This window comes from Mycobacterium sp. SMC-19, from assembly GCF_045310815.1.
Lineage (GTDB): Bacteria > Actinomycetota > Actinomycetes > Mycobacteriales > Mycobacteriaceae > Mycobacterium.
Genome location: NZ_JBJIAM010000012.1, coordinates 66,283 through 90,277 on the forward strand (window position 1 = coordinate 66,283; position 23,995 = coordinate 90,277).

23 protein-coding genes and 2 pseudogenes are annotated in these 23,995 nt (G+C 62.8%); 20 read left to right on the forward strand and 5 right to left on the reverse strand.

Features of this window, described 5'->3' with window-relative positions; all coding sequences use genetic code 11:
• Positions 1–112 precede the first annotated feature (112 nt).
• Together ACJH5R_RS20720 and ACJH5R_RS20725 are read left to right on the forward strand one after the other, a co-directional pair.
• Positions 113–1,849 carry a PHA/PHB synthase family protein gene (locus ACJH5R_RS20720; RefSeq protein ID WP_406782770.1) on the forward strand — a complete coding sequence of 579 codons (1,737 nt, stop codon included), beginning with the start codon at positions 113–115 and terminating at the stop codon, positions 1,847–1,849.
• A gap of 120 nt (positions 1,850–1,969) precedes the next feature.
• Positions 1,970–2,764: a MaoC/PaaZ C-terminal domain-containing protein gene (locus ACJH5R_RS20725; RefSeq protein WP_406782771.1), complete on the forward strand. Its 795-nt coding sequence runs from the start codon at positions 1,970–1,972 to the stop codon at positions 2,762–2,764.
• A 31-nt stretch (positions 2,765–2,795) separates the two neighbouring features.
• On the opposite strand, the gene ACJH5R_RS20730 is transcribed toward ACJH5R_RS20725, so the two are convergent.
• On the reverse strand, positions 2,796–3,623 hold the full coding sequence (locus ACJH5R_RS20730) for an alpha/beta fold hydrolase (protein WP_406782772.1): 828 nt from the start codon (positions 3,621–3,623) through the stop codon (positions 2,796–2,798).
• A gap of 470 nt (positions 3,624–4,093) precedes the next feature.
• Here ACJH5R_RS20730 and ACJH5R_RS20735 point away from each other — a divergent pair, with 470 nt between their 5' ends.
• Together ACJH5R_RS20735 and ACJH5R_RS20740 are read left to right on the forward strand one after the other, a co-directional pair.
• A complete protein-coding gene (locus ACJH5R_RS20735) occupies positions 4,094–5,296 on the forward strand; it encodes a response regulator transcription factor (protein ID WP_406782773.1) in 1,203 nt (400 codons plus the stop codon).
• Between the two features lie 95 nt (positions 5,297–5,391).
• A complete protein-coding gene (locus ACJH5R_RS20740) occupies positions 5,392–6,276 on the forward strand; it encodes a LuxR C-terminal-related transcriptional regulator (RefSeq protein WP_406782774.1) in 885 nt (294 codons plus the stop codon).
• A 174-nt stretch (positions 6,277–6,450) separates the two neighbouring features.
• On the opposite strand, the gene ACJH5R_RS20745 is transcribed toward ACJH5R_RS20740, so the two are convergent.
• The 3 genes from ACJH5R_RS20745 to ACJH5R_RS20755 all read right to left on the reverse strand — a co-directional run bounded on the left by ACJH5R_RS20745 (position 6,451) and on the right by ACJH5R_RS20755 (position 8,483).
• Positions 6,451–6,771 (reverse strand): 2Fe-2S iron-sulfur cluster-binding protein, encoded by a 321-nt coding sequence (locus ACJH5R_RS20745; RefSeq protein WP_406782775.1) that lies wholly within the window; start codon positions 6,769–6,771, stop codon positions 6,451–6,453.
• A 17-nt stretch (positions 6,772–6,788) separates the two neighbouring features.
• A complete protein-coding gene (locus tag ACJH5R_RS20750) occupies positions 6,789–8,105 on the reverse strand; it encodes a cytochrome P450 (RefSeq protein WP_406782776.1) in 1,317 nt (438 codons plus the stop codon).
• A 195-nt stretch (positions 8,106–8,300) separates the two neighbouring features.
• Positions 8,301–8,483 (reverse strand): rubredoxin, encoded by a 183-nt coding sequence (locus tag ACJH5R_RS20755; protein ID WP_406782777.1) that lies wholly within the window; start codon positions 8,481–8,483, stop codon positions 8,301–8,303.
• 330 nt (positions 8,484–8,813) lie between these two features.
• On the opposite strand from ACJH5R_RS20755, the gene ACJH5R_RS20760 reads away from it, so the two are divergent.
• The 16 genes and pseudogenes from ACJH5R_RS20760 to ACJH5R_RS20835 all read left to right on the forward strand — a co-directional run bounded on the left by ACJH5R_RS20760 (position 8,814) and on the right by ACJH5R_RS20835 (position 22,625).
• Entirely contained in the window at positions 8,814–9,620 is an 807-nt protein-coding gene (locus ACJH5R_RS20760; RefSeq protein WP_406782815.1) for an MlaE family ABC transporter permease, read from the forward strand.
• A gap of 42 nt (positions 9,621–9,662) precedes the next feature.
• A complete protein-coding gene (locus tag ACJH5R_RS20765) occupies positions 9,663–10,499 on the forward strand; it encodes an ABC transporter permease (protein ID WP_406782778.1) in 837 nt (278 codons plus the stop codon).
• Positions 10,500–10,501: 2 nt separating this feature from the next.
• On the forward strand, positions 10,502–11,833 hold the full coding sequence (locus ACJH5R_RS20770) for an MCE family protein (protein ID WP_406782779.1): 1,332 nt from the start codon (positions 10,502–10,504) through the stop codon (positions 11,831–11,833).
• Between the two features lie 34 nt (positions 11,834–11,867).
• On the forward strand, positions 11,868–12,917 hold the full coding sequence (locus ACJH5R_RS20775; protein WP_406782816.1) for an MCE family protein: 1,050 nt from the start codon (positions 11,868–11,870) through the stop codon (positions 12,915–12,917).
• Positions 12,918–12,958: 41 nt separating this feature from the next.
• Positions 12,959–14,293 (forward strand): MCE family protein, encoded by a 1,335-nt coding sequence (locus ACJH5R_RS20780; protein WP_406782817.1) that lies wholly within the window; start codon positions 12,959–12,961, stop codon positions 14,291–14,293.
• The gene (locus ACJH5R_RS20785) at positions 14,290–15,615 is read left to right on the forward strand and encodes an MCE family protein (protein WP_406782780.1); all 1,326 of its coding nucleotides are present in this window, start codon (positions 14,290–14,292) and stop codon (positions 15,613–15,615) included. The genes ACJH5R_RS20780 and ACJH5R_RS20785 overlap by 4 nt, the downstream gene beginning before the upstream one ends.
• Positions 15,612–16,769, forward strand: coding sequence for an MCE family protein (locus ACJH5R_RS20790; RefSeq protein WP_406782781.1), 1,158 nt, complete (start codon positions 15,612–15,614; stop codon positions 16,767–16,769). The genes ACJH5R_RS20785 and ACJH5R_RS20790 overlap by 4 nt, the downstream gene beginning before the upstream one ends.
• Position 16,770: 1 nt before the next feature.
• Complete coding sequence (locus tag ACJH5R_RS20795) at positions 16,771–18,195, forward strand: MCE family protein (protein WP_406782782.1); 1,425 nt, start codon at positions 16,771–16,773, stop codon at positions 18,193–18,195.
• A 36-nt stretch (positions 18,196–18,231) separates the two neighbouring features.
• Entirely contained in the window at positions 18,232–18,837 is a 606-nt protein-coding gene (locus tag ACJH5R_RS20800) for a mammalian cell entry protein (protein ID WP_406782783.1), read from the forward strand.
• On the forward strand, positions 18,834–19,343 hold the full coding sequence (locus ACJH5R_RS20805; protein WP_406782784.1) for a hypothetical protein: 510 nt from the start codon (positions 18,834–18,836) through the stop codon (positions 19,341–19,343). Before ACJH5R_RS20800 ends, ACJH5R_RS20805 begins: the two co-directional genes overlap by 4 nt.
• A 74-nt stretch (positions 19,344–19,417) precedes the next feature.
• Positions 19,418–19,885 carry a CAP domain-containing protein gene (locus tag ACJH5R_RS20810; RefSeq protein WP_406782818.1) on the forward strand — a complete coding sequence of 156 codons (468 nt, stop codon included), beginning with the start codon at positions 19,418–19,420 and terminating at the stop codon, positions 19,883–19,885.
• 164 nt (positions 19,886–20,049) lie between these two features.
• On the forward strand, positions 20,050–20,457 hold the full coding sequence (locus tag ACJH5R_RS20815) for a DUF732 domain-containing protein (protein WP_406782785.1): 408 nt from the start codon (positions 20,050–20,052) through the stop codon (positions 20,455–20,457).
• Positions 20,458–20,533: 76 nt separating this feature from the next.
• Positions 20,534–20,662 (forward strand): annotated as a pseudogene (locus tag ACJH5R_RS20820) (hypothetical protein); the annotation flags it as partial.
• A 38-nt stretch (positions 20,663–20,700) separates the two neighbouring features.
• Positions 20,701–21,579 carry an alpha/beta hydrolase-fold protein gene (locus ACJH5R_RS20825; protein WP_406782786.1) on the forward strand — a complete coding sequence of 293 codons (879 nt, stop codon included), beginning with the start codon at positions 20,701–20,703 and terminating at the stop codon, positions 21,577–21,579.
• Positions 21,580–22,031: 452 nt separating this feature from the next.
• Positions 22,032–22,225 (forward strand): annotated as a pseudogene (locus ACJH5R_RS20830) (alpha-isopropylmalate synthase regulatory domain-containing protein); the annotation flags it as partial.
• A gap of 223 nt (positions 22,226–22,448) precedes the next feature.
• Positions 22,449–22,625, forward strand: a complete 177-nt coding sequence (locus ACJH5R_RS20835) for a hypothetical protein (RefSeq protein ID WP_406782787.1) — start codon at positions 22,449–22,451, stop codon at positions 22,623–22,625.
• Between the two features lie 117 nt (positions 22,626–22,742).
• On the opposite strand, the gene ACJH5R_RS20840 is transcribed toward ACJH5R_RS20835, so the two are convergent.
• Positions 22,743–23,966, reverse strand: a complete 1,224-nt coding sequence (locus ACJH5R_RS20840; RefSeq protein ID WP_406782788.1) for a hypothetical protein — start codon at positions 23,964–23,966, stop codon at positions 22,743–22,745.
• Between the last annotated feature and the right edge of the window lie 29 nt (positions 23,967–23,995).

Here is a 23,995-nt window from a genome sequence, read left to right on the forward strand (position 1 = left end):
TTCCCACGAAAGGGAGGTCGTCTAAGTCGCGGTAGGTCAATAGCGTGTGGATATGGACGCACCAGAGGCACCGAGGGCGAAAAGCGGGCCAGGCAAAGCAGATCCCCGATCAATGGAGTCCGTCGGCAGCGAGGCGGCGACGCTTGAGCAGCCCACGGCAGCGCAGCTGGAGATCACCGACGCCGACGGGCAGGTTCAGAACGTCGGCCTGGATCAGCTAATGGTTCTGGCTGCCAGCCCTCAGAACAGGTTCATTCCGGGATCGGAGTTCCTCAAGGCCGCCGGGATGCTGGCACGACGGCCCCGTCGAGTCTTGGGCCACACCGCGGGTATGGCAGCCGACCTCGGTCGAGTGATTGCTGGGCGGTCCGAGCGGCAACCGACGAGGCGTGATTCACGATTCCGGGATCCGGCCTGGACGCAAAGCTGGCTGTTCCGGCGGATCTGCCAAAGCTACCTCAGCATCAGCGACTATGCCCGCGCGCTGGCCGACGAGCCCCCTCTGCAGCCGGCCGACCGGCAACGCCTGCGCATGGTGGTCGACAACGTGATCGATGCGCTGGCCCCCACAAACTTCCCGCTCACCAATCCGACCGTCTGGAAGACCACGATCGACCGAGGAGGATCCAACTTCGTCGCAGGGGCACGGGCCGCGGTGCGAGATGCACGGTCGCCGGCCAAGCTACCTGCCAACGTCGACCCCACGGCCTTCAAAGTCGGGGAATCACTCGCCGTATCACCCGGTGCGGTAGTGCGCCGCGAGGACCGCTTCGAACTCATCCAATACCAGCCTCGCGCCGAGAAAGTGCGCGAGATTCCGGTGCTGCTGGTCCCTCCGATGATCAGCAAGTTCTATATCGTCGACCTTTCGCCGGGTAAAAGCATGGTGGAGTTTCTTGGCGGCCAGGGGCTGCAGCAGTTCGCGGTGTCGTGGGCCAACCCGACCCGCGACAATGCCGATTGGCACCTTGACGGCTACCTCGAATCCATTGTGAAGGCGATCGATACGGCGCGCGAAATCACCGGAGCCGACGCGGTTCACGTGGTGGGATTCTGCGCCGGCGGAATCGCGAGTTCCATTGCTATCGGCCATTTGGCCGCGTTAGGTCGCATCGATGCGGTCGCGAGTCTGAGCCTGATGGTCACGGTGATTGACCCCGGCGCCGGCGTTCCCGTTCTCAGCATGGCCTCACCCGATATCGCTAAAGTCGCCAAGGCCAAGGTCAGGCGCAAGGGTTATCTCGCCGGCACCGAGTTGGGGCGCACGTTCGCCTGGCTGCGACCCAACGACATGATCTGGAACAACTTCATCAATGACTACTACCTGGGCAACCAGCCCCCGGCGTTCGACCTGTTGTTCTGGAATCAGGACTCGATGAACATGCCGGCTGGCCTGCATGCCGACCTGATGGACATCACGCTGTCCAGCCCGTTGGCGAAACCCGGAGCCCTGACGATCCTCGGCACGCCGATTGATCTGTCCCAAATCACCTGCGACGCCTACGTCGTCGGCGGTGAAACCGATCACCTCACGCCCTGGCCAAGTTGTTATCGCAGTGTTGCCGTATTGGGGGGCAAGACCCGTTTCGTGTTGTCCACCAGCGGGCACATGGCTGCGGTCTTCCACCCTCCGGGGAACCCAAAATCGACCTACCGCATCGGCGACGAGTCGTGTCCGACCCCGGAAGATTGGCTGCAATCGGCCCAGCTACACAAGGGCACCTGGTGGCTTGACTGGGCGCCGTGGCTGATCGAGCGATCAGGTGGTGTGGTCAAAGCCCCGGACGGGCTCGGCAACGCCGCCTTCACCCCGCTCGATTCTGCGCCGGGGCGCTATGTGCTGCGGTGATCCAACTCGCTGGGGCGACGATCTGACCGGGAGCGAGGGCCCAAACCCATACCGATAGACATCCATTCAGTCCTTGGCGCACGGCTCGACGACCGAGCCAGCTCCTGGAGTCCCTCGGAGGTGATCCTCTATCACCTCGGCATCGGCGCGGGTGCAGCCACGACCGATCCGGCCGAACTCAAATATGTCTACGAAGAAGGTCTGCGAGTTCTGCCGTCATTCGGGGTGATCCCGGCCTTCTCGATGTTGCAAGACATGCTGCGGCTCTCGGGCATGGATGTCGAGCTGAGCCAGATTCCGCACGGCGAACAGGATCTGCACCTGCACGACGTTCTCCCGGCCAATGGTGACGTTCGAACGTCGGCAAACGTTTGCGAGGTATCGGACAAGGGCAAGGCGGCGCTGGTGGTGCTCGAAACAGTCACGCGCTACGCCCGCAGTGACAAGCCGCTGGTCACCAACCGATTCAGCGCGTTCATTCGCGGTGAGGGAGGATTTGACGACGCCGATGGTCGGCGACCACCAGCGGCGGCGCCGCCGGAGCCACCGGATCGCGTCCCCGACGTCGTGGTTGACTGCCCGACTCTGCCGCAACAGGCGCTGCTCTATCGCCTCTCTGGTGATATGAACCCGATCCACGTCGACCCCGAGTTCGCCCGCCGAGGCGGCTTCGACCGGCCGATCCTGCACGGCCTGTGCAGCTACGGGATGGTCTGCAAAGCGGTGGTGGACAACGTACTTGGCGGGGAAGTCGAGCGCGGCGCACGTTACCGCGCCCGGTTCGCCGGAGTGGTGTTCCCCGGCGAAGTGATCACCGTTCGGATGTGGCGTGAGAAAGCGGCCGTGTTGTTTGAAGCGCTGTCCAAGGAGCGGGGCTCGGTTGTGCTGTCAAACGCCTCAATCGAGCTCCGTTAACACCTTGACGGGTCGAGTCGCGGGGATCACCCTAGGTGCGGCTAGTGAAACTTTCGACGATCGGCGCGATTTCGTCGGCGCTTGTTAGCAAGCCCAGATGGCCATCGTGAAAGATGTGCAGCTCTGCGTGCGGCATGAGCGCGCGCATGATGCTGCCATTCACCGGGGGAATGATCCGATCGTCGTCACCAGTGAGGATCAGGGTTGGCTGTCGGATTAGCCGGGCGAAGGGAACGCTTGTCCAGCCCAGCATGGCCAGCTGCTGGTAGAACACGCCGCGGCCGGGACTTTGCAAGTGCTCAAAGAAGGGAGGAATAGTCGCGTTTGGCAGTGCAGCTTTGCCGCCATAAATTTTAGGTGCAACTTGACGCGCATGCTCGACGTTGCTGAAGCGGCGCTGGCTCAGCATTTCCAGAAACACCCGTGGCCCGCCGGGTACGCCCACGCCGGGCATTGTGCTCACCAGGATCAGTTTGCGGCATCGCCGCCGGCATTGGAACGCAAACTGCTGGGCGAGCGCACCTCCCCACGAGATGCCGAGCACATCGACTTCGCCCAGCTGCAGCACGTCGAGGAGGTGGCTGGTCAGCCGTGCCACCTTCCACAGTCGATAAGGCAGCAGTGGGGTGTCGGACTGGCCGACACCCGGGATGTCAAATAGCACCACACCGGTCTCGGGCTGCAGGGCGTCGACGAAGGGCTGCAGAGCCTCCAGGCTCGCTCCCAGGCCGTTGAACAGCAACAGCGGCGGGCGTCGGCCATCGCCTTCGCGCACTGCGACCCGTAGGCGATGGCCGGCCACGTCGAGGAAGCGGGTCGAAAGCTGCGACGCCTGTTCGTTGCGGGCGGAAGTCATCATTGGTGCTCCCTCAGCATGGTTACGGTAGTCGGACAGCTACCGATGAATGGGGATTCGATCACCGGGCAGGACGGATCATTCAACGCAGACGGTAGCGTGGCGGCAGGCCACGTGGCGAGCGGAAAGCCCAGTCGGGGGAGGTATTTCCTGCGAATGGGAGATCGCCCAGGCCGACCGAGAGGACAGACGCCACCGCGCCGCCGGCAAACCCGCCGGGGACGCCTGTCGGCGATGTCGGCCACAACAGCCAGACGATAGATTTTGAACGGGCGAGGCAAGGCCCCAATCGGTCGAATCACGTCACCGAATCGCTCAGCGGTGCAAGGCGCTCACCTGCCCTGTCGAGTCAGCTGTACCTCGAAAGAGGTATACGAGGGGCAATCACTTGCACAAGCGTGGCCTCGGTCACATACTGAGCCCCGCAGGGCAACGCAGGTATCGGTGACCAGGCAAAATCGGAGGATTCGGGGGTGAGTGTGAAGGTGGCGCAGATCGGAACCGCTGCACAGTGCATCGCGCAGGCACAGGCGATCATTGATCAAGCAAACCAGCTCATTGGGGACGGTGGCAGCTGCGACTGCTATTCGGATCACGATTTGGGTGCCGCGGACACCGCATTATCGGCGACGCGAGCGGCGCTGGCGGCGCGCCTTGACCGGATGGTGGATTCACCCTTGTCGTCGGCCTACCTGCAGACCTCGGCGTTGGTCCTGCGTGCGCAGCAAGTCCAGGTGGCAATCAAAGACATGTTTGTGGTGCGCCACGGCAAACAGGTTCGCGCCGCGTGCAATGCACTGCACCGACTGCGTGACGCGCGGACCTTAACGGCCTTGGTCGAGCGCGCTCCAGTGGAGGCCTATGACATAGGCTTCACCAGAGTGTTGTTCTCGCGAATCGAAAGCGGGGTATGGTTCGCCCGTTCCGCGTTTGCTGGCGAGGACGACGAACTGGCGCACACGATGGTGGCCGCGGGCCTGTCCAATCCTCGCCGGCTCACGAGCGCGTTGCCGGAGTGCGAAATGGTGCGTCGGGGGACTCCCATTCTCGTTCATAACGCGGCCGCCGACCCTCGAGTGTATCCCGAGCTGAACGAAGTAACCAGAAGTGCCGGCTACGTGGCCGCGCCCGTCTACAGTTGGGGTCAGGCGGTCGGGCTCTTGCATGCCGATCGTCACACAGGTGACTATGGAGTGCACGAATTCGATTGTGATGTGCTCGGCATCTTCGCAGAAGGGCTGGGAACCGCCTTCGAACGCAATTCGATGCTTGACCGGTTGCGGACGATGCGACAGGCGGCCGGTGACTATCTGCGCACCGCGAATGCGCTCGCCGACGATTTCACGATCGATGTCATGGGTCTCGCCGGGACGGCGCCACCGGATGCGGAGCGACTGATCGAATCGGAATTCTCGACGCCGCCACCCAGCGGGCGCCTCGCCGGAATTGAAGCGCTTGGTGAGCTCACGGCTCGTGAATTCGAGGTGCTGCGCGCACTGGCTACGGGCAAGACCAACGCACAGATCGCGGCCTGTCTCTTCGTTACCGAAGGCACGGTCAAATCCCATGTCAAGAGGATCCTGCGAAAAATTGGTGCGAAGAACCGAACTGAGGCTGTGACAAGGTTTCATCGCGCACGTGCGAATCGCTCGGAGCTGCGGAGCGGTTCGCTGTAGTTTCTGGCCAAGCCACATTTGCGCGGGACCGCAGGTTGCGCAATTACCCCTGTCGGGAGATGCGCGGCGTGTAGTCGGACAGATAGCCTTTTCCTGTGTCAGGACTCCATGATGGCGCGGCGACCGATGCCGAGTCGCTTTGGCTGACAGCACCTGCGGCACCGACTATGGCTGCCGACAGTCTCTCCCGGCTTCGGGGTATGCACAACAACTCCCAACTTGCCGAACACATCCCAGCCGAATTGCATCGCGCAGGGTTCGGCCGAACTCTCTTCTCAAGCATTCGCGACAATGTGTGGTGGGTGCAATCCGCGTACGTCCCCGACGATGCCGGCATGGTGGAGGCATTGGTGCGCATCGGCCGGGCGTATCCACGCCAACTCGACTATCCACTGCCCGAATCGGCCATGGTGCGCGACCATACGCCGATCCTCATTCAGCGGCCGCAGAAGGACCCGCGCGTCCATGCCGAGCTTGCCGCGATAAGCAAATCCAATTCGTACGTCGCGGCGCCAGTGTACATATGGCAACAGCCCGTTGCGTTGCTCCATGCGGACACCCCCGCAAAACCCGGCGGCGTGTCCCCGAGCGACCGCGATCTGATCGGAACGTTTGCCGAAGGAATTGGCGTAATTTTCGAACGCAACCTCCTGTTGGGGCGGCTACAGGTGATGAGGGAGCTCGCGCGTCAACACACCGGTGACATCTTTTCAATGTCCGAAATGCTGGAACCGTACGGACGCGTCGGTGATGCGGTTGTGCAGGACGTCCGCGCACATCAGCTGGCCCAGTTGACCCACCGGGAGCGTCAAGTACTCGACTTGCTGTCTGTCGGCAATACCAATGCCAAAATCGCTGCGGAGCTTTTCGTCACCCAAAATACGGTGAAATCCCACGTCAGACACATTATGCGGAAACTTGACGCCAGTAGCCGGGCCGAGGCGGTCAGCAGATACCTCAGTTCTCTATCGCACTGTTGACACGGTGAATGAACCGGAACTCAGGTGGCCGAGTAGTTCCATGCATCGGCGCACGGCGGGTTTCTCAGCGGATGCCGGAACGGCTCGGCATGCCTCGTGGGGGCCACCGTGACCCGGCGGTGCTGCTGGGTCAGGACGGTGAGTCAGCTGGGCGGCGCCCAGATCGAACGGTGGTTACCCCGCGCTGTCAGGCACTCTCAGTCGCAGGCCATCGCAGCGGCTCGTCACCACCAATTGACAAGACAGCCGGGAGTATTCGCTGTAGTTGTCGGCGAACTCAAGCAACTCCCGCTCTTCATCGGAGGGTTCGCCGAAAACCCCGTACCATTCCTTGTCGATGTGTACATGACATGTACAACATGAACACGAGCCGCCACATTCGGCGACGATGCCTGGCACGTTGTTGCGCACGGCGGCATCCATCACGGAGCCCCCGACGGGAGCGTCGATAACAGCCTCGTCTCCGCCAGAGAGTAGAAAGGTGATGCTGGGCACCAGATCTCCGTTGTGGACTATGAGTTCGAGAACGTCAACCGCGCCGGCAGCGTACGGATACCGCCGACGAAGTTCGTTTGCGCCACCTTCGTTTCCCCGGCCAGTTCGATGCTCTTTAGCCGCGGCAGCAGTTCTTCGAGCAGCACTCTCATTTCGGTCTTGGCCACGAACATGCCGAGGCACATGTGCGGTCCGTAACCGAACGCGATGTGCTTGTTCGGTCTCCGATCGATGACGAATTCTTCTGGCCGGTCAAAGACTTCTTCGTCTCGACTGCCCGATTGAAAGAGCACCATCAGTCGGTCGCCGGCCTTGATCTGTTGCCCGCGCAGCGTGTAGTCGGCGAGCGCCCGGCGGGTGAAGTGCTTCACCGCAGAAGCCCAGCGGACCCCTTCATTGACCAAATCCGGCACCAACGACAGATCGGCCTGCACCCGGCTAAGCAGGTCGGGCTGCTTCGCGCATTCCAGCAAGATCGTCGAGATCGTGGTTGACGTGGTGTCATGTCCAGCGGTTGCGACCGCGATGAACCATCCGTAGCTGTAGCTCTTCGGAAAATACTCGCCGTTGGCGTCTTTGGCGGTCGCAATCAGGGTAGCGAGATCGTCACGCGGATTGGCACGCCGGTCCTCGACGAGTGTGTCAAAATAGGCGTTGAAATCGGCCACCGCCAACGTCCACTGCTTGGCGGCGGCTTCGGGGGACACGGTGTCTACGTCGTCGCGGTGCGTGTCGGGGTCGTTAGTTCCGAAAAAGTCCTGCGTCAGCGCCATCATCCTGGGCTCCTCTTCGGGTGGTACCCCAAACAGCGTCATCATCACGTGCAGCGGATAGGCCAGCGCGAAGTCGCTGACGACATCGATTTCTCGGTCACCGCCAGCGGCTAGGTGATCGACTGCCTCCTTGGCGAGGTCGCGGATTTGACCCTCCCATTTTTTGAGGTTCGTCGGCCGGAACCAATCGATCGCGATGTTCTTCACGTCGGTGTGCTCGGGCGGATCGAGGTAGGGCAGCGCATCCATGACCCGCAAATGTCCGCCCAACAGGTGCTTGGTGAACTCGTCGCCGGCCTGGGTCTGCAGTACGCAATGGTTGGTGCCGCCGGCAGCGAAGATCTCCGGCTGACGTTCGACCTCCATGATGTCGGCGTGCTTGCTGATCAACCACAGTGGCTCATAGCCTTCGACGATTGCGCGACCGACAGGCGCGTTGTTGCGTACCCACTTGTACGCGGCGTACAACGCGTCCTCGTCGACGTGCCCCTCGGGCAGCACGATTTGATTCGCGATCTCGTCGGGTACCAGGGCTGAATCAGTAACCTGTGTGGTCGTCACGGCTTGCTCTTCCTTCCAATCGTTCGCCGTCTGGCTGCGGTTGGGTCCGGCCGTCCGGGGCGCTTTGAGTTCGATGTTTCAAGTTTGCGGCGATCCCGCCGACTTCGCGTCATCACAAGGTGGTCTCTGGCTGCCCACTTTGGGGGAGCTATTGGCCGTGGGCGCAAGGGAGTTGGTCTGGTAGCAGACTTGGGCTCAGCCGTGAGCTACCTCCACCATCTCGAAGTCAGATTTGGCCGCGCCGCAGTTCGGGCAACACCAGTCCTCGGGGATGTCTTCCCACCGCGTGCCCGGCGCGATGCCGTCATCAGGCCAACCCAGCGCCTCGTCATACTCGAATCCGCATTGCACGCAGCGGAACAATTTGTAGTCGGTCATGGCAGGCGATCTCCTAGTGATAGTGCAGGGTAACGGAATTCGGCACTACGGCGTTGCTCCGTGCTGATCTGGTCGAATTGAGTCGACCTCCTCGGATAAGCGTGCGGGGGTTCCGCCGCGCCCGTCCAGCAGCTTCTACCGACCGGTTGCAAAAATGCCCTGAATGGGGGACGTAGAGACCCCGTTGAGGGGTAGTGATCGTCCTGCGCGCTTGGTTAGCTGTCGGTTATGTCGGTGAACCACGACGAGGCTTCGACGGCGGCCCTTGAGGCGTCGCTGGCTGATGACCAGCCGGATCCAGAGGCGCAGCAACCGCTCGGCGACCGGTTGATGCCGTGCGCCGGTGTGCCTGTCAGATGGCCGGGAAGCCAACTTGCCAAGCCGTTCCGGACGCTCTTCGGCGGCATCGGCGGCTTGGTGGGCATGTCGTTGGATACCTTCGTCGCCATGTTCAGGCCGCCGTTCGCGTGGGAGGAGTTCTTAACCCAGACATGGTTTGTGGCGCGGGTGTCGATCGTACCGGCGATCCTGTTGGCGCTGCCCTATGCCGTGATCAGTGGATTCCTCTTCAATATCCTGCTGAGCCAGTTCGGGGCTCAAGACTTTTCAGGAACCGGCTCCGCCTTTTTCGCCGTGACTCAGATCGCCCCGCTGGCGACCGTGATCGTGGTGTCCGGTGCCGGTGCCACCGCGATGTGCGCGGACCTCGGTGCCCGGACCATCCGCGAAGAACTCGACGCGCAGCGCGTGATGGGCATCGATCCGATCCGCGCACTGATAGTCCCGCGGGTGCTCGCCGCGACGCTTGTCTCGGTGCTGATCGTCTCGCAGGTGGTGATCGTGGGCCTGACGGGTGCGTTCGTGCTCTGCGTCTACTTCCTTCATGTGTCCACGGGAGCCTTTGTCTCGGGCCTGACGCTGCTAACCGGGCTCGGAGATGTGGTGGTCACCCTCATCAAGGCAACACTTTTCGGGCTGTGTAGCGGGCTGATCGCCTGCTACAAGGGCATCTCGGTCAGGGGAGGGCCAGCTGGAGTCGGCATCGCCGTGAACGAGACCGTGGTCTTCTGCTTCATTACCTTGTTCACGATCAATATCCTGATGACCGCCATCGGTGTCCAATTCACGATCAACTGAGGTGAACTGATGACGCCGACGTTACCCAAGACGCTGCCCGTGATGCTGCAACGCGCCGTGATCGTGCGCACCGCAAACCTGTTGCTACGAAAGTGGAGCAGGGCCGGCGAGCGGATGCACTTCTATGCCACAACGCTCGCCTGCATACCCGAAGCCATCGTCAAGTATCGGACGGAGGTGCTGCGCCAAGTCGCTCAGCTCGGGCTGGGAATAGGGCTGCTGGCAGCGATCGGTGGATCAGTCGTGATCGTCGGGTCATTGACGGCGACCACCGGCATGTTGGTGGGAGTGCAAGGGTACAACCAATTCCAGGCCATCGGCACGGAGGCCCTCACGGGTGCGGCATCGGCGTTCTTCAATCCTCGGGTGATCCAACAGGGGACGATCACGGTCGCATTGGCAGCCACGATCGGTGCCGCCACGACCGCAGAAATCGGTGCGATGCGGATCAACGAGGAGGTCGACGCGCTGGAGGTGATGGGCATACGCACCATCACCTACCTGGCCAGCACCAGGGTCATTGGTGGACTCATCTCGGTCGTTCCGATCTGGTGCATTGGGATGATCACCGCCTACGGGGCCGCCCGCCTCAGCACCGTCTACATCTACGGTCAAAGTGGCGGCGTTTACGACCACTACTTCGACCTGTTCCTGCATCCTGCCGATCTGTTCTGGTCGCTGGGCATTATCGCGGCCATCACCCTCGTGATCATGCTGATCCACACCTACCACGGCTATACGGCCGCGGGTGGCCCGTCGGGTGTGGGCGAGGCAGTAGGCGTGGCGGTGCGGACCTCCATGGCTGTCGCGTCGCTCGCAATCGTTCTCATGATCCTTGCCGTCTACGGCACGGACGGCAACATCCACCTGGCCGGCTAGCTATGGACGATAGACACGGACTCATCCTGAACTGGATCCCGCGATGGTGCTGGACGATCATTCTGATCGCGACCGTCGGAACTTTCGTCTTCGCGACCACTGCGGCCTTTCGGGGCACGTTCAGATCGTATGTTCCGGTGACGCTGGCGTCTGACCGCTCCGGCTTGGTAATGGAGATCGACGCTAAGGTCAAGATGCGTGGCGTCGACGTCGGCCGGGTCGCCGATATCGAGGGTCGCGACGGCCGCGCTGCGCTCACCCTTGAGATTGATCCGGGCCAAATTCCCTACATCCCGGCCAACGTCGAGGCAAAGATCAAGGTAACGACCGCGTTCGGGGCCAAGTTCGTCGAACTGACACCACCGGCGAACCCTAGTTCCCGCCGGCTCGCCGCCGGTGCGGTGCTGGCAGCCGGCAACGTCACTTCTGAGGTCAATACGGTCTTCGAGAACGTCGTCGACCTCCTTGAGGTAGTTGATCCGGCCAAGCTGAACTCGGTGTTGACGGCGGTGGCCGACGGAGTGCGCGGGCGGGGCGAGCGGATCGGTCAGGCCATCACGGACTTCAACCAGGTTCTACTGGCCCTGAATGCGCGTCACGAGACCATCAGATCCGTCCTGCAATCGGTCGAGCGATTCGGCGACACCTACAACACGGCCGCAGCGGACATCCTGCGGATTCTCGACACCGCCAGCACCACTGGCGAGACCGTCGTCAACCATTCAGCGGCACTCGATGAGGTGTTGTTGAAGGCCGTCGGATTCGCGACAGCCAGCACCGAACTGCTCGCGCAGAGTCAAGGCGACCTGATCACGTCTGTCAACAATCTGGAGCCGACGACGAGCCTGCTGCTCAAGTACGAGCCCGAGTACACCTGCACGTTGCAGGGCGCAACGGGGTTTCTCGACGAGGCCGTCCCCTCAGTCTTTGACGCCAACGGAAAATCGCTGATCTTGGACGTCGCGTTGCAGCTGGGCAATGACCCGTATGCCTACCCCGACAACCTGCCCGTTGTCGCAGCCAAGGGTGGCCCCGGCGGAAAGCCGGGATGCGGGTCGCTGCCGGACCCCCGAGCGAACTTCCCGGTGCGCCAACTGGTCACCGACACCGGCTGGGGCACTGGCCTCGACATCCGGCCCAACCCCGGTATCGGAAGTCCTTGTTGGGCTGACTTCTTCCCGGTGACCCGCGGGTATCCGGTGGCGCCCAGCATTCGAAAGTGCCTTCCCGGGCCTGCGCCCGGACCGGAGCCCTACCCGGGAGCACCGCCCTACGGTGCGCCGATGTACGGCCCAGGCGGGGCGCCACTGTTCCCGGGTGTACCGCCGCCGTGATCATCCGAAATCAATCCGTGGGCAGGCAACCTGGATGTCGAGCAAGGAAGTTCCTGTGAGAAATAGATTGGCAAGCATATTTTTTCGCGTGAGTGTCTTCGTGATCGTTTGCGTGCTAGGAACTTTGGCGTTGCTAGCGGTCTTTGGACAGTTCCGGCCCGGCGGCGGCACCAGCTACGTCGCCGAGTTCATCAATGCGTCCGGCCTGAAGAACGGCAACTTCGTCCGAATCGCCGGGGTGGAGTCCGGGAAGGTCCAGGGAATCACCATCAACCCCGATGCGACAGTGCGCGTCAGGTTCTCCGTCGATCCGTCGGTGACCTTGACCGAAGCAACCAGAGCCGAGATCAGATACGACGACTTGATCGGCGGTCGGTACCTGGCTCTAGACGAAGGAACTGTTGGCGCAGGCGCCATGAAGCCGGGTCAGACGATCCCGGTGGCTCGCACGAAACCTGCGCTGGACCTGGACTCGGTGACCGGCGGCTTTCGGCCGCTTCTCCAAGGGGTGGACTCGGCAGAGATCAACGCGTTGAGTTCTCAGTTGATGTCCGCGTTTCAGGGCCAGGGTGACACGATCGGGTTGTTCTTGAGCCAGGCCGCCGCAGTGACCAACTCGCTGGCAGACCGGGACCTGTTGGTCGGCGAGCTCGTGGCCAACCTCGACGTGGTGTTGGGGACCCTCGGAGGGCAGAGCGACCAGTTGGATAAGGCAGTATTTTCGCTGTCGGAGCTGATGAACGGATTGGCCGCGCGCAAGATGGATGTCGTCAAGGCCGTCGCACACATCAACGGTGCAACCAGTTCGGTTGCCGATCTGTTGAGCCGGGCTCGGGAACCGCTTCAGAAGGTGGTGCACGAGGCCGACCGCACCGCGGCGACGGTGCTGCTCGATCATGAGTACTTCGATGACCTGCTCAACGTCCTGCCGGACAAGTACCGCGCGTTGAACCGGCAGGCGATCTACGGCGACTACTTCAGCTTCTACTTCTGTGATGTGCTGCTCAAGCTGAATGGCAAGGGTGGGGATCCGGTGTACGTCAAGTTGGCCGGTCAGAGTTCGGGGCGGTGTACACCGAAATGAGAATCAGGTCCCTGGCGAGAGTCCGAAAGTCGTTGGCGGAGATGCGGCCGTTCTCCGAACGCAATCCCGTACGACTGGGTGTCGTCGGGGTCGCGGTCATAGGGGTGATCGTGGCCCTGGCACTGGGGAACCAGAGCATGCCGTTCCTGCACGGCAAGGAATACTCGGCCTATTTCAGCGACGCCGGTGGACTGTTCACCGGTGCCGGCGTCGAGATATCCGGGTATCCGGTCGGCAAAGTCTCCAGCATCGAACTCGACGGCCCGAAGGTGCTGGTGAAGTTCAACGTACGTAGCAACGTGCGCCTGGGCTCGCAGACCACGGCAGGGATCAAGACCAAGAGCCTGTTCGGCACCAAGAACCTCGACGTGGTGCCCGGCGGTGACGGACACCTGGACGGGCCGATCCCGATTGAGCGGACCGTGTCGCCCTACCAATTGCCCGACGCGCTAGGCGATTTGACTGCCAAGATCAGCGCCTTGGACACCGGAGACCTCTCCGACGCGCTTGCCACACTGGCGCAGACCTTCTCCAACACGGGCCCGGAGCTGAGGAAAGCAGTACTAGGGGTATCGCGATTCACCCAGATACTTAACGACCGCGACACGCAACTACGGAGCCTGCTCGACAATGCCGCCAAGGCAACGGGCGTGTTGGCCAAGCGCACCGACCGGGTGGTTGCCTTGGTCACCGACACGAATGCGCTGCTGGCTCAATTGCGTACGGAGAGCGTGGCGTTGGGCCAGATCACGACCCACATCTCGGTGCTGTCGCGGCAGCTGAAGGCGTTCATCGCAGAGAACCGCCAACAGCTGCGACCTATGCTCGACAAGCTCGACGGGGTGTTGGCGATTCTCGACAACCGCAAGGATCGCGTCCAGGAGGCGATCAAGGGTCTGTCCACCTACGCCATGGGGCTTGGTGAGACGGTCGCCTCGGGACCGTTCTTCAAGGCGTATGTGTCAAATCTGTTGCCTGGTCAGTTTGTCCAACCATTCGTCGATGCCGCCTTCTCCGATCTGGGAGTGGACCCGGCCACATTGCTCCCGTCGCAGTTGACCGACCCGCAGACCGGGCAGCCGGGGACGCCACCATTGCCGATGCCGTACCCACGGACAGGGCAGGGCGGTGAACCACGGCTAAACCTGCCCGATGCCATCAGCGGCAATTCTGATCCCAACCTGCCCGCGCAGGCCCCGGGCCGCTACCCGTACCGGGAAGAACCGCCAGCCCCGCCGCCCGGCGGCGCACCGCCGGGCCCGCCCGCAGCAGCACCACCCGGGATGGAATCCCGTCCGCAGCCGAAGCCCGGCTATACCTACGTGCCTGCACCGGGCGAGGTGCCGGCTGCCGGCGGGGAGGAGGGCCGATCATGATGGCGCGCCTGCGACATGTCACGACGACGCGCACCGTCGTGGCGGCAACACTGGCGGTGGCGCTCATTGCCGGGGTTGTGATGGCCTACCGAGCGATCGATGGGTTCGCCCGAACCAGGGTGGTCGGCTACTTCGAGAACAGCACCGGTCTTTTCGTTGGTGACGATGTCCGGGTGCTTGGAGTGCGGGTGGGCAAGATCGAAAAGATCGAGCCGGAGCCGGAGCGGGTCAAGATTTCGTTCTGGCTCGACCGCAAGCACAGAGTTCCCGCCGGCGCCAAGGCCGTGATCCTGTCCCCGCAGCTGGTGACCAGTCGGGCAATCCAGCTGACCCCGGCATACACCGGAGGTCCGGTGATGCGCGATGGCGCGGTGATCCCGCTTGACCGCACCGTGGTTCCGGTCGAGTGGGACGATTTGCGGACCCAACTCCGACGGCTCACCGATGCGCTCAAGCCGACCACGCCGGGTGGGGTCAGTACGTTGGGGGCGCTGATTGACACTGCAGAGGACAACCTGCGCGGCGAGGGCATCAACATCCGCGACACCGTGATTAAGCTGTCGCAGACGGTATCCGTGCTTAGCGATCACAGCAACGACATCTTCGGCACGGTGAGGAACCTGTCGACGTTGGTGTCGGCATTGCACGACAGTGGTGGTCTGCTGGAGAAGCTGAACCGCAACTTGGCTGCTGTGTCGGCGGTGCTGGCTGACGACCCCGACAAGGTCGGTCGAGCGGCCGAGGATCTTAACGCGGTGGTCGGCGACCTACGCAGCTTCGTTGCCGACAACCGTGAGGCGCTCGGAACCACATCGGACAAGGCGACATCGGTCAGCAACGCGGTGGTCGGCAGTCTCGACGATCTCAAGCAGCTACTGCACGTCTTGCCCAACGCGATGGCGAACTTCAACAACATCTACGAACCCGCGAACGGTTCGCTGACCGGAGAGCTGCTACTCAACAACTTCGCCAACCCGGTCGCCTTTCTGTGCGGCGCGGTCCAAGCCGCTTCGCGGATGGGAGCCGAAGGATCGGCGAAACTGTGCGCACAGTATCTGGCGCCGATCTTGAAGAATCGGCAGTACAACTTCCCGCCGTTGGGGGAGAATTTTTTCAACGGCGCACAGGCCAGACCCAATGAGGTCACCTACAGCGAGGACTGGATGCGGCCCGACTTCGTGCCGCCCACCATCGCTCCGGGGTCAGGCTGGCCGCCCGCGGCCGAGACGACCGCAGCATCGGACGCAGGCGCGCCAACGGCCACCGACCCCGCGGAAGGCTTGCCCGGCATGATGGTGCCCCGCAACGGAGATGGACGATGAGACTCGGTTGGCAGCGCCGCCTCGCGGTGATCCTGATGGCGGTTGGCGTTGCGGCGGTGATGTCGAGCTGCGGGTGGCGTGGGCTGAACTCACTTCCGCTGCCGGGCACTGAAGGAAAAGGCGCGGCGTCGATCCTGGTGCACGTTGAGATGGACGATGTCAGGAACCTGCAACCCAACGCGCGGGTACGCGTCGCGGACGTGACAGTCGGCCACGTAAGCAAGATCAAACTGCACGGCTGGCACGCTTTGCTGACCCTACGGGTGAATGGCAATGTCGAGCTACCGGCCAACGCGACCGCCAAGATCGGTCAAGCCACGTTGCTGGGCGCGCTGCACATCGAGCTGGCGCCGCCGACGACGGAGCAGGCACAAGGCAGGCTCGGCAACGGCTCGGTCATCCCGTTGGCTCACACGGGTTCCTTCCCGACGCCGGAGCAGACTTTGGCTTCGGTGGCGCTGGTTCTCAACGGCGGAGGGCTGGCTCATGCTCATGACATCACCGAGGCGCTCAGCACGGCATTCCAGGGCCGGGAAGATGACCTGCGCAGCCTGATCGAGCAGCTTGAGGTGTTCTCCGCGAACCTGCAAGGGCAGACCGGCGACGTGATCGCGGCCAGCGACAGTCTCAACCGGCTGCTGGGAAAGTTTGCCGCCCAGGAACCCGTGTTGGCGCGGGCGGTCAAGGTCATCCCCGATGCGCTCAAGGTGCTCAATGACGAACGCGTCAACCTCGTCGAGGCTACCGACCAGCTCGGTAGGTTCAGTGCGTTGACCGGTGACACCGTCAACGCGTCCAAAGACAACCTGGTCAAGGAGCTGGCCGACATCGGGCCGGTTTTGGAGTCGCTGGCCAACGCCGGACCGAGCCTCACCCGTTCTCTCGGGCTGATCTCGACCTATCCGTTTCCGACTGCCACCATCGAAAAATGGCAGCGGGGGGATTCGGCGAACCTTACGGCGATCATCGACCTCACGCTCAGCCGAATCGATGCAGCGATTTTCACCGGCACCCGATTTGAGTGCAACCTCACCGCGTTGGAACTGCAGTGGGGCCGTACCGTCGGCCAGTTCCCCAGCCCGTGTCTGAATCCGGGGCGGTTCGGACAATCGAATCCACTGGCGATTCCCTACCGTGACGATCAGGGGCCGTAGCATGCGTCTGGACCGAGCGATGCGGCTGCGGCTGGCCGCCTTCACTGCCATGGCGATCCTTGGAATCGCGGTGATGTTCTTGCAGGTTGGGCACGTGCCGGCGTGGTATTTCGGGATCGGGCGCTACACGGTGACAGTCGAGTTGCCGGAAACCGGCGGCCTGTACGCCACCAGCGAAGTCACCTACCGCGGTGTCGCGGTGGGTCGAGTAAAGGTGGTGAAGCTCACCGTCACCGGCGTGCAGGCCGAGTTGGCGCTGAGATCCGGCATCGACATCCCGTCGGACCTCACCGCTGAGGTACACAGCCAGTCGGCGATCGGCGAGCAGTACATCGAACTGCTCCCTCGAAACGGAAGTTCGGCTCCGCTGAAAGACGGTGACGTGATTGCGTTGAAGGACACCAACGTTCCGCCCGACATCAATACTGTGCTCGATGACCTCGTTACCGACCTCAAGGCGGTGTCACACCATAACCTCAAGACCGTGATCGACGAGGCGTCCGTCGCAGTGGGCGGTCTGGGTCCGCAGCTCGCCAAGATTGTCGACGGTTCCACGACGCTGGCGATCGACGCGCGCAAGAATCTCGACCCGCTGCTCGTGTTGCTCGACCGTGCCAAGCCGGTACTCGACTCACAGAACAGGACCTCCGACGCCATCGCGGCGTGGGCGTCACAGGTGGCCACCGTGACCGCTCAACTGCAGGCCCACGACGAAGCCGTCGCCGGGATTCTCGACAACGGTGGTCCGGCGCTGGGGGAGGCCCGCCAGTTGGTCGACCGATTGCAGCCAACCCTGCCGACGCTGCTGGCCAACCTGGCCAGCACCAGCCAGGTCGCACTCACTTACCGGAACGATCTCGAGCAGATTCTGGTGCTGGCGCCCCAGCTGATTGCCATCGAATGGGCCTCCATTCTGGCGAATACCGACACCAAACAGCCGTATCGGGGCATGTACCTGAGCTTCAATCTCAACCTCAACCTGCCGCCGCCATGCGCCACCGGATACCTGCCGGCTCAGCAGCGCCGAGTAGACACGTTCGAGGACTATCCGGACCGCCCGGCCGGCGATCTGTACTGCCGAGTGCCTCAAGACTCGCCGTTCGGTGTACGCGGTGCCCGCAACATCCCGTGCGAAACAGTGCCGGGTAAGCGCGCTGCGACCGTGAAAATGTGCGAGAGCGACGAGGAGTATGTGCCCCTCAACGACGGCTTCAACTGGAAGGGTGACCCCAACGCCACCTTCACCGGTCAGGATGTCCCGCAGCTGCGGCCCGGATCGACTCCGCCGCTGGCCATCGCCGACTACGACCCGGCCACCGGTACCTACACCGGACCAGATGGCAAGGCGTACACCCAATCCGACCTCGCCCAAACTGCACCGCGGGACAAGACCTGGCAATCGATGTTGCTTCCCCCGGAGAGCTGATCGGGATGACCTGCACTAGGCGTTACGGAGGGCCATATGTCGACAACAACTGATCCCGAACCGACGTCGGGCGCGAACATCTTCGACGAGGAGTATCCCACGCTCGAATCCGTCAGCGCCGGCACCGATCACGACGCGACGGCGCGGCCGAGACCGCCCACATCGGAGTCCGGGCCGGCAATGCTGTGCGGGCTCGCCGTTGTGGTCGCGTTGTGTGTGCTGGTCGGTTGGCTCGGATTTCATGGCTACCGGTCGCACCAGGTGCAAGCCCAGCGCGCTCATTTTTTGCGGGTAGCCGAGCAGGGGGCGCTGAACTTGACGACGATCGACTGGACGCACGCCGAAGCCGACGTGCAGCGAATTCTGAACGGAGCTACCGGTGAGTTCCACGACGGCTTCGCGAAGCGGTCGCAGCCATTCATTCAAGCCGTCAAGCAAGCTGAGGCGACGACGGTGGGCACGATAGTTCAGCTCGGGCTGGAGTCCCAGACGGCCGACACCGCGCAGGCGCTGGCGCTTGTGTCCGTCCGGACAGCGAAATCCGGTGAACCCGAGCCGGTCCCACGGATATGGCGACTGCGAATCTCTGTGCAGAAGGTCGACGATCAAATCAAGGTAGCCGACGTTGGGTTTGTGCCATGACGGGGCGTACGCCGCGTTCCGGTGAGCGGTGGTTGCGGGTGATCGGATTTCGGGTATTGCCGGTCGCGGTGTTGGCGTTGGCGGCTGCCGCCGCCCTGCTCAAGTGGTACTGCGCCACCGCACCTGACCCCGGGCCGGCCCGCGCGGAAGCGGTACGCGCTGCCACCGAGAGCACCATCGCCATTTTGTCCTACCAACCCGACAGTGTTCAAAAGGACCTCGAAGCGGCCCGGGACCGGCTGACCGGTGCCTTCCGTGACTCCTACACGGCGCTGATCCACGATGTGGTAATCCCCGGCTCGCACGAGAAGAAGATTTCCGCGGTGGCAACCATTCCGGCGGCGGCGTCGATCTCGGCGTCCGCAACCGGTGCGACCGTGTTGTTGTTTGTGAACCAGAGCATCGTCATTGGGCAAGGCGCCCCCACATGGACGGCATCCAGTGTCGTGGTCAGCCTCGAAAAGGTTGGTGGCCGCTGGCTGATCTCGAAGTTCGAAACCGTCTGAGGCCGTTCAAAGCGGCCTTGAGCGGATGACCGAGGAGGGTAGGCGAAGACATGACCCACGCAGTGCGTTGCGCCATGGCACAGACGGCCGTTGCCGTCCTGGCCGTCGCGACGGTGCCGTTGGCGGCAACCGCGCGCGCCGACAACCAACGGCTCAACAACAGCGTGTTCTCCAACGTCTACACGACTCAACAACACGCGGGCTGCCGAAACGATCTCAGAGTCAATCCCCAGCTGCGTCTGGCGGCTGAATGGCACACCAGCGATCTGCTGAGAAATCGAGAACTCGACGGCGACCTCGGCTCTGATACGTCTAGCCCGCAAGATCGGGCGAAGGCTGCTGGTTACCGCGGCAAGGTAGCTGAGACTGTGGCGATCAATCCCGCTCTGGCGATCAGCGGCGTCGAGATCTTCCACCAGTGGTATGACAATCCAAGCTACTTCGTCATCATGTCCGATTGCTCCAATACCGAGATCGGGGTGTGGTCGCTCAATAGTGTGGATCGTAGTGTCGTGGTAGCGGTTTACGGTCAGCCGCAGTGATCACTCACCAATTCCGGTCCGATCGCGGAGCCGAATACGCCAGAACAGCAACGACTTCCGGTAATACCCCATTCGAGGGATCAAAATATTACCTTCGGGGCTAATCAGGCGTTCGGCCGCGGTGATTGTATGGGAGCGCAGGCGATTCCTGGTCGAGGACGGCCATGGGCGACCACGAGGACAGTAGCGTGAATTCAGGAGCCAGAATGCATGGCGGCACACTCGCCCTGTCCGTCGTTGCCGTCGTCGCGATGTGTTGTGTCACCCAAGCGGTAGCACCGCCGGCCCGCGCGGTCCCCGCGCCCGAGGTGGAATACCTGTACAACGTGGGGTTCCGGCGACACTTGAACTTTCCCAACGGTGACGCACTGGGCTACGGCTACGGGATTTGCGACAAGATTGGCCAGGGCAACACCTATGCTCAGCTGGCGGATGCGGTGCGGGTCGACCTGGCCACCGGAGACGAGTACGAGATTTCCTACGTGATTTCGAATGCGGTCGGCATACTCTGTCCCGCCAAGATCTGGCAGTTGCGCAGTTCGGCAGCTCATTACCGGCCTTCGGGCGGGTAGGGCATTTCAGGTGGGAGCCTCCGATCCAAGCGTCGATCATTGCGGAACGTCCCAACGCGCGACGAAAGGTAGTTTCATGGAACAAAACCCGGACTACGACGCCAGCGACGAACTGGAGTACGGGATCGCGGCCTTCGCTTGGCTGCTTCGGGGGGTGTACCCCCCACCCGTCTACTTGCCGGACCTCGGCGCCGGGGGCGGCTAGCTATGTCAGCGTCAAATCGTCCGTCCATCCTGACCAGAATGGCCTCCGCCGCGATGTTGGCGATCGGGTTGTGGATGATCTCCGGTGCGGCCGGGTTTCATGGAACGACTAGCGCAGCCAACGTCGAAACCCTGATGATTCCGTCGGCGACGATGGGCCGCGATATCCCCGTGGCGTTCATGACCGGAGGCCCGCACGCGGTGTATCTGCTGGACGCGTTCGACGCCGGGCCGGATACCAGCAACTGGGTAACGGCTGGTAATGCCATGAACACGCTTGCCGGTAAAGGTGTTTCGGTAGTGGCACCGGCCGGTGGCGGCTACAGCATGTATACCAACTGGGAACAAGACGGAAGCCGACAGTGGGAGACGTTTCTTTCCGGCGAGCTACCCGACTGGTTGGCGACCCACAAGGGTCTCGCCCCCGGAGGTCACGGCATCGTCGGCGCTGCGCAGGGAGGTTACGCTGCGACCACCCTGGCCGCATTCCACCCAGAACGTTTTCGCTACGCGGGCTCCCTGTCGGGATTCCTCACCCCCGAAAGGACCGGGGTAGACGGTGCGATCAGCGACGGTTTGAAGCGGTTCGGGAACGTCGATGCGGCAAACATGTGGGGCCCACCCCAATTCGGCCGATGGAAGTGGCATTCCCCGAACCAGAACGTCGGCCTCTTGGTAGGCAACAACACTCGGCTGTGGGTGTTCAGCCCGGCGAGCCGGGCGGCGAGCAACCCAGCCGCGATGATCGGCTACCCGGAGATCGCCCAGGGCACCAACGTGATCTTCTACTCGCATTACCGAGAAGCCGGTGGAAGGAATGGTCATTTCGAACTGGGTGCCGGGGGCGAACACGGCTGGACGACTTGGGGATCACAGCTGGCGACGATGTCCAGCGACCTGGCCGCCTACCTCCGCTAGCCAGCGCCCGAAGTGGCAACGTCACGATCCGCTCGCCGGTGTCGGCTGGTCGGCCCGGGCGGCTAGCGCCGACCACAGCACCCCAGGTTGCCGGTCGGGAACCCGTAGCTGCGGAGCAAAATTACTGGGGTGCTCAGATCTTTAAGTGACCCTGCCCGCTGGGATCTGGGCCGCCGCGATCAATGATGAGGCATCGCAGGCGAGCCAGACGACGATGTCAGAGACCAGATCGGGGTCTGCGAGAGATTCGGTGAGTAGCGCACCGGCGAAAAGCTGTGGATGTAGTTCGGCTGGTCATGCAGGATCTCGTATATCGACACGTCGTTGCCCATCGGGGTGTCGATGCCATACGGGTGCACCGAAATTGACCCGGATTCCGAGCCCGTCGAGTTCTACGGCCAGCGAGTTGGTCAGGCCGACGACCCCGAACTTGGTGGCGCAGTTGTGGCCAGGTCGGTGTACAGGTCCACGTGCTGGACTATTCGGAGCACGGATGAGTGCCGGTGAGGAGGCTCAGGCCGCGGCGTACGTGGAGGCGCAGATCGGCGACGTTGTCGTCTGGGGCGTTGGGATCGCACCGTCGATCACCACCGCGTCGCTGCGGGCGGTGGTCTCCGCGGTGAACAGGGCGGCCCGGGGCAGGTGAGGTGGGGGAGTGGGACGGAGGTGCCGCAATGATCGCGTCTGACCTGCGCAATCGAGACGTCTGGACACGCAGTAGCTGTGAAAAGCATCACAGGACCCGTGAATTTTGAGGGGTTCGTACCGAATAGGTGAGCGGACGTGACGTTGACGGCCTCTCACCCCAGGAGGACTCGCAGCCGCCCCGCCCTCCGATCAATCCGGGGCCTAATAGATGGAGAAAAGAAGTGTCCAACAAAGCAATCACCCACGATGGCACCGAGCTCTACGACATGGACTTCCTGACCTCGGGCGAGAATCTCGCGGAGTGCCGCGTCTGCCACCAGTCCGTGTGTCTCGATGATCCGGAACAGCACGGCTCGCTGTTTGCGCGGATCCACCGGCTGGTGTGTGGCTGGAAGTAGCCGGTAGTCGAAGCCTCGCGGTGCTGGTTCGTCCTGCGCCGCGGGGCCTCGGAGAGGGGAACCGGGTGTGGACCCGCAGCTAAGACGATGCGGACAGTAGCGGCGGTCGCTGGGCTGTCAGTCAGTACCGGCTTCGTCGCCGGGGAGCACGACGGGAATTACCGCCAGCTCGATCCGCCGCTCGCCGTCCTCAGCTGTGAAGACGTAGTCGGCCCGGCGGGTAGGGTCTGATTCCTCCGTGGTGAGCAGGTGACGTGGGTGTTCACGCACCGCCGCATGCAGTCGGCTGATGACCTCAGTGGGTTTTGCACGCTTAATAAACACGATTAGCGCGGCTTTGGTGTCTCGCCAGACGAGGTAGCTCAGTAGCTGGTCGAGTGCCGCTGTCGCCCTCGAAGCGCCGCTCCAGACCTTGCATTCGGCGATAAATGCGTTGCGGCCGCCCTCCCGGATCAGGATATCGGTCTTGCCGTGGCCGTTGAACAGCTCGCCTCCCGCGCCGCCCTGCCAGTACCCGTTCAGCGTGCCGAGCAGCAGATCCCGCAGAGCCTCCTCTCCGAGCGCGCGGATCGGAGGTGTGCACGTGCGTTCCAGTGACCGTGCCCAGTTCTCGACCACACCGAGGATGTCCAGATAGATTGCCTCGTCGAGCACGGGCTCGGGGGTGAACTCCACCGAGGCTCGGCGCTGTTGCAGTGGTACTTGCCGACGTCGTGCTGGCACCGGAGGCCGGCGTGCGCCGGTTGGCATGATCGGGATGTTCAGCGCGGTGCTAATCCGCCGGTTCTCACTGATTCGTGCACGCCGCGCTTCAATGGCCTGTCTGAGCTCGCGCTCCACGGCTGTTCGGTGGACAGTCACGTCGTGGTTTGCCCATCCGATCCGCTTCTCGACATCCTCGTGCACCGCTGCCATCTGCCGCTCGATGAACTCGGTGGAGAGTTCAGTGCCCTCGATGTTGAGCTGGACGCTGTGGTCCATGATCGTCCCGTGGTCGGCTCCCCAAGTGAACTGCGACGCCTGCCGCCGCAATATCTCGGCTGTGCCTGTTAACGGCCACGAGACGGTCAGACGGCTGCCTGGGATGCGGTAGTCGCGCCGTTCCCCGAACTCCATGGTGGTGCGCTCGATTGTCGTTTCCTGCACCGGGGTTCCTCTGGCCGCGGTCCAGTCGACTGAGACCGGTTCGGGCATGTGCCGCGCGAGAAGACCGTGCACCAGCACGTCGACGTTCTCGCTCAGCAAGTGGTCGGCGTCGAGACGTTCTAGTTCGTTGAACGCAGCGCGTGCGCTCTGTGTGAGCAGGTCGGCCAGCTGCGGCCCGCGGATGAGACCAGTCATCTGTAGAGCTCCTTCGTGCCGCACGTTAG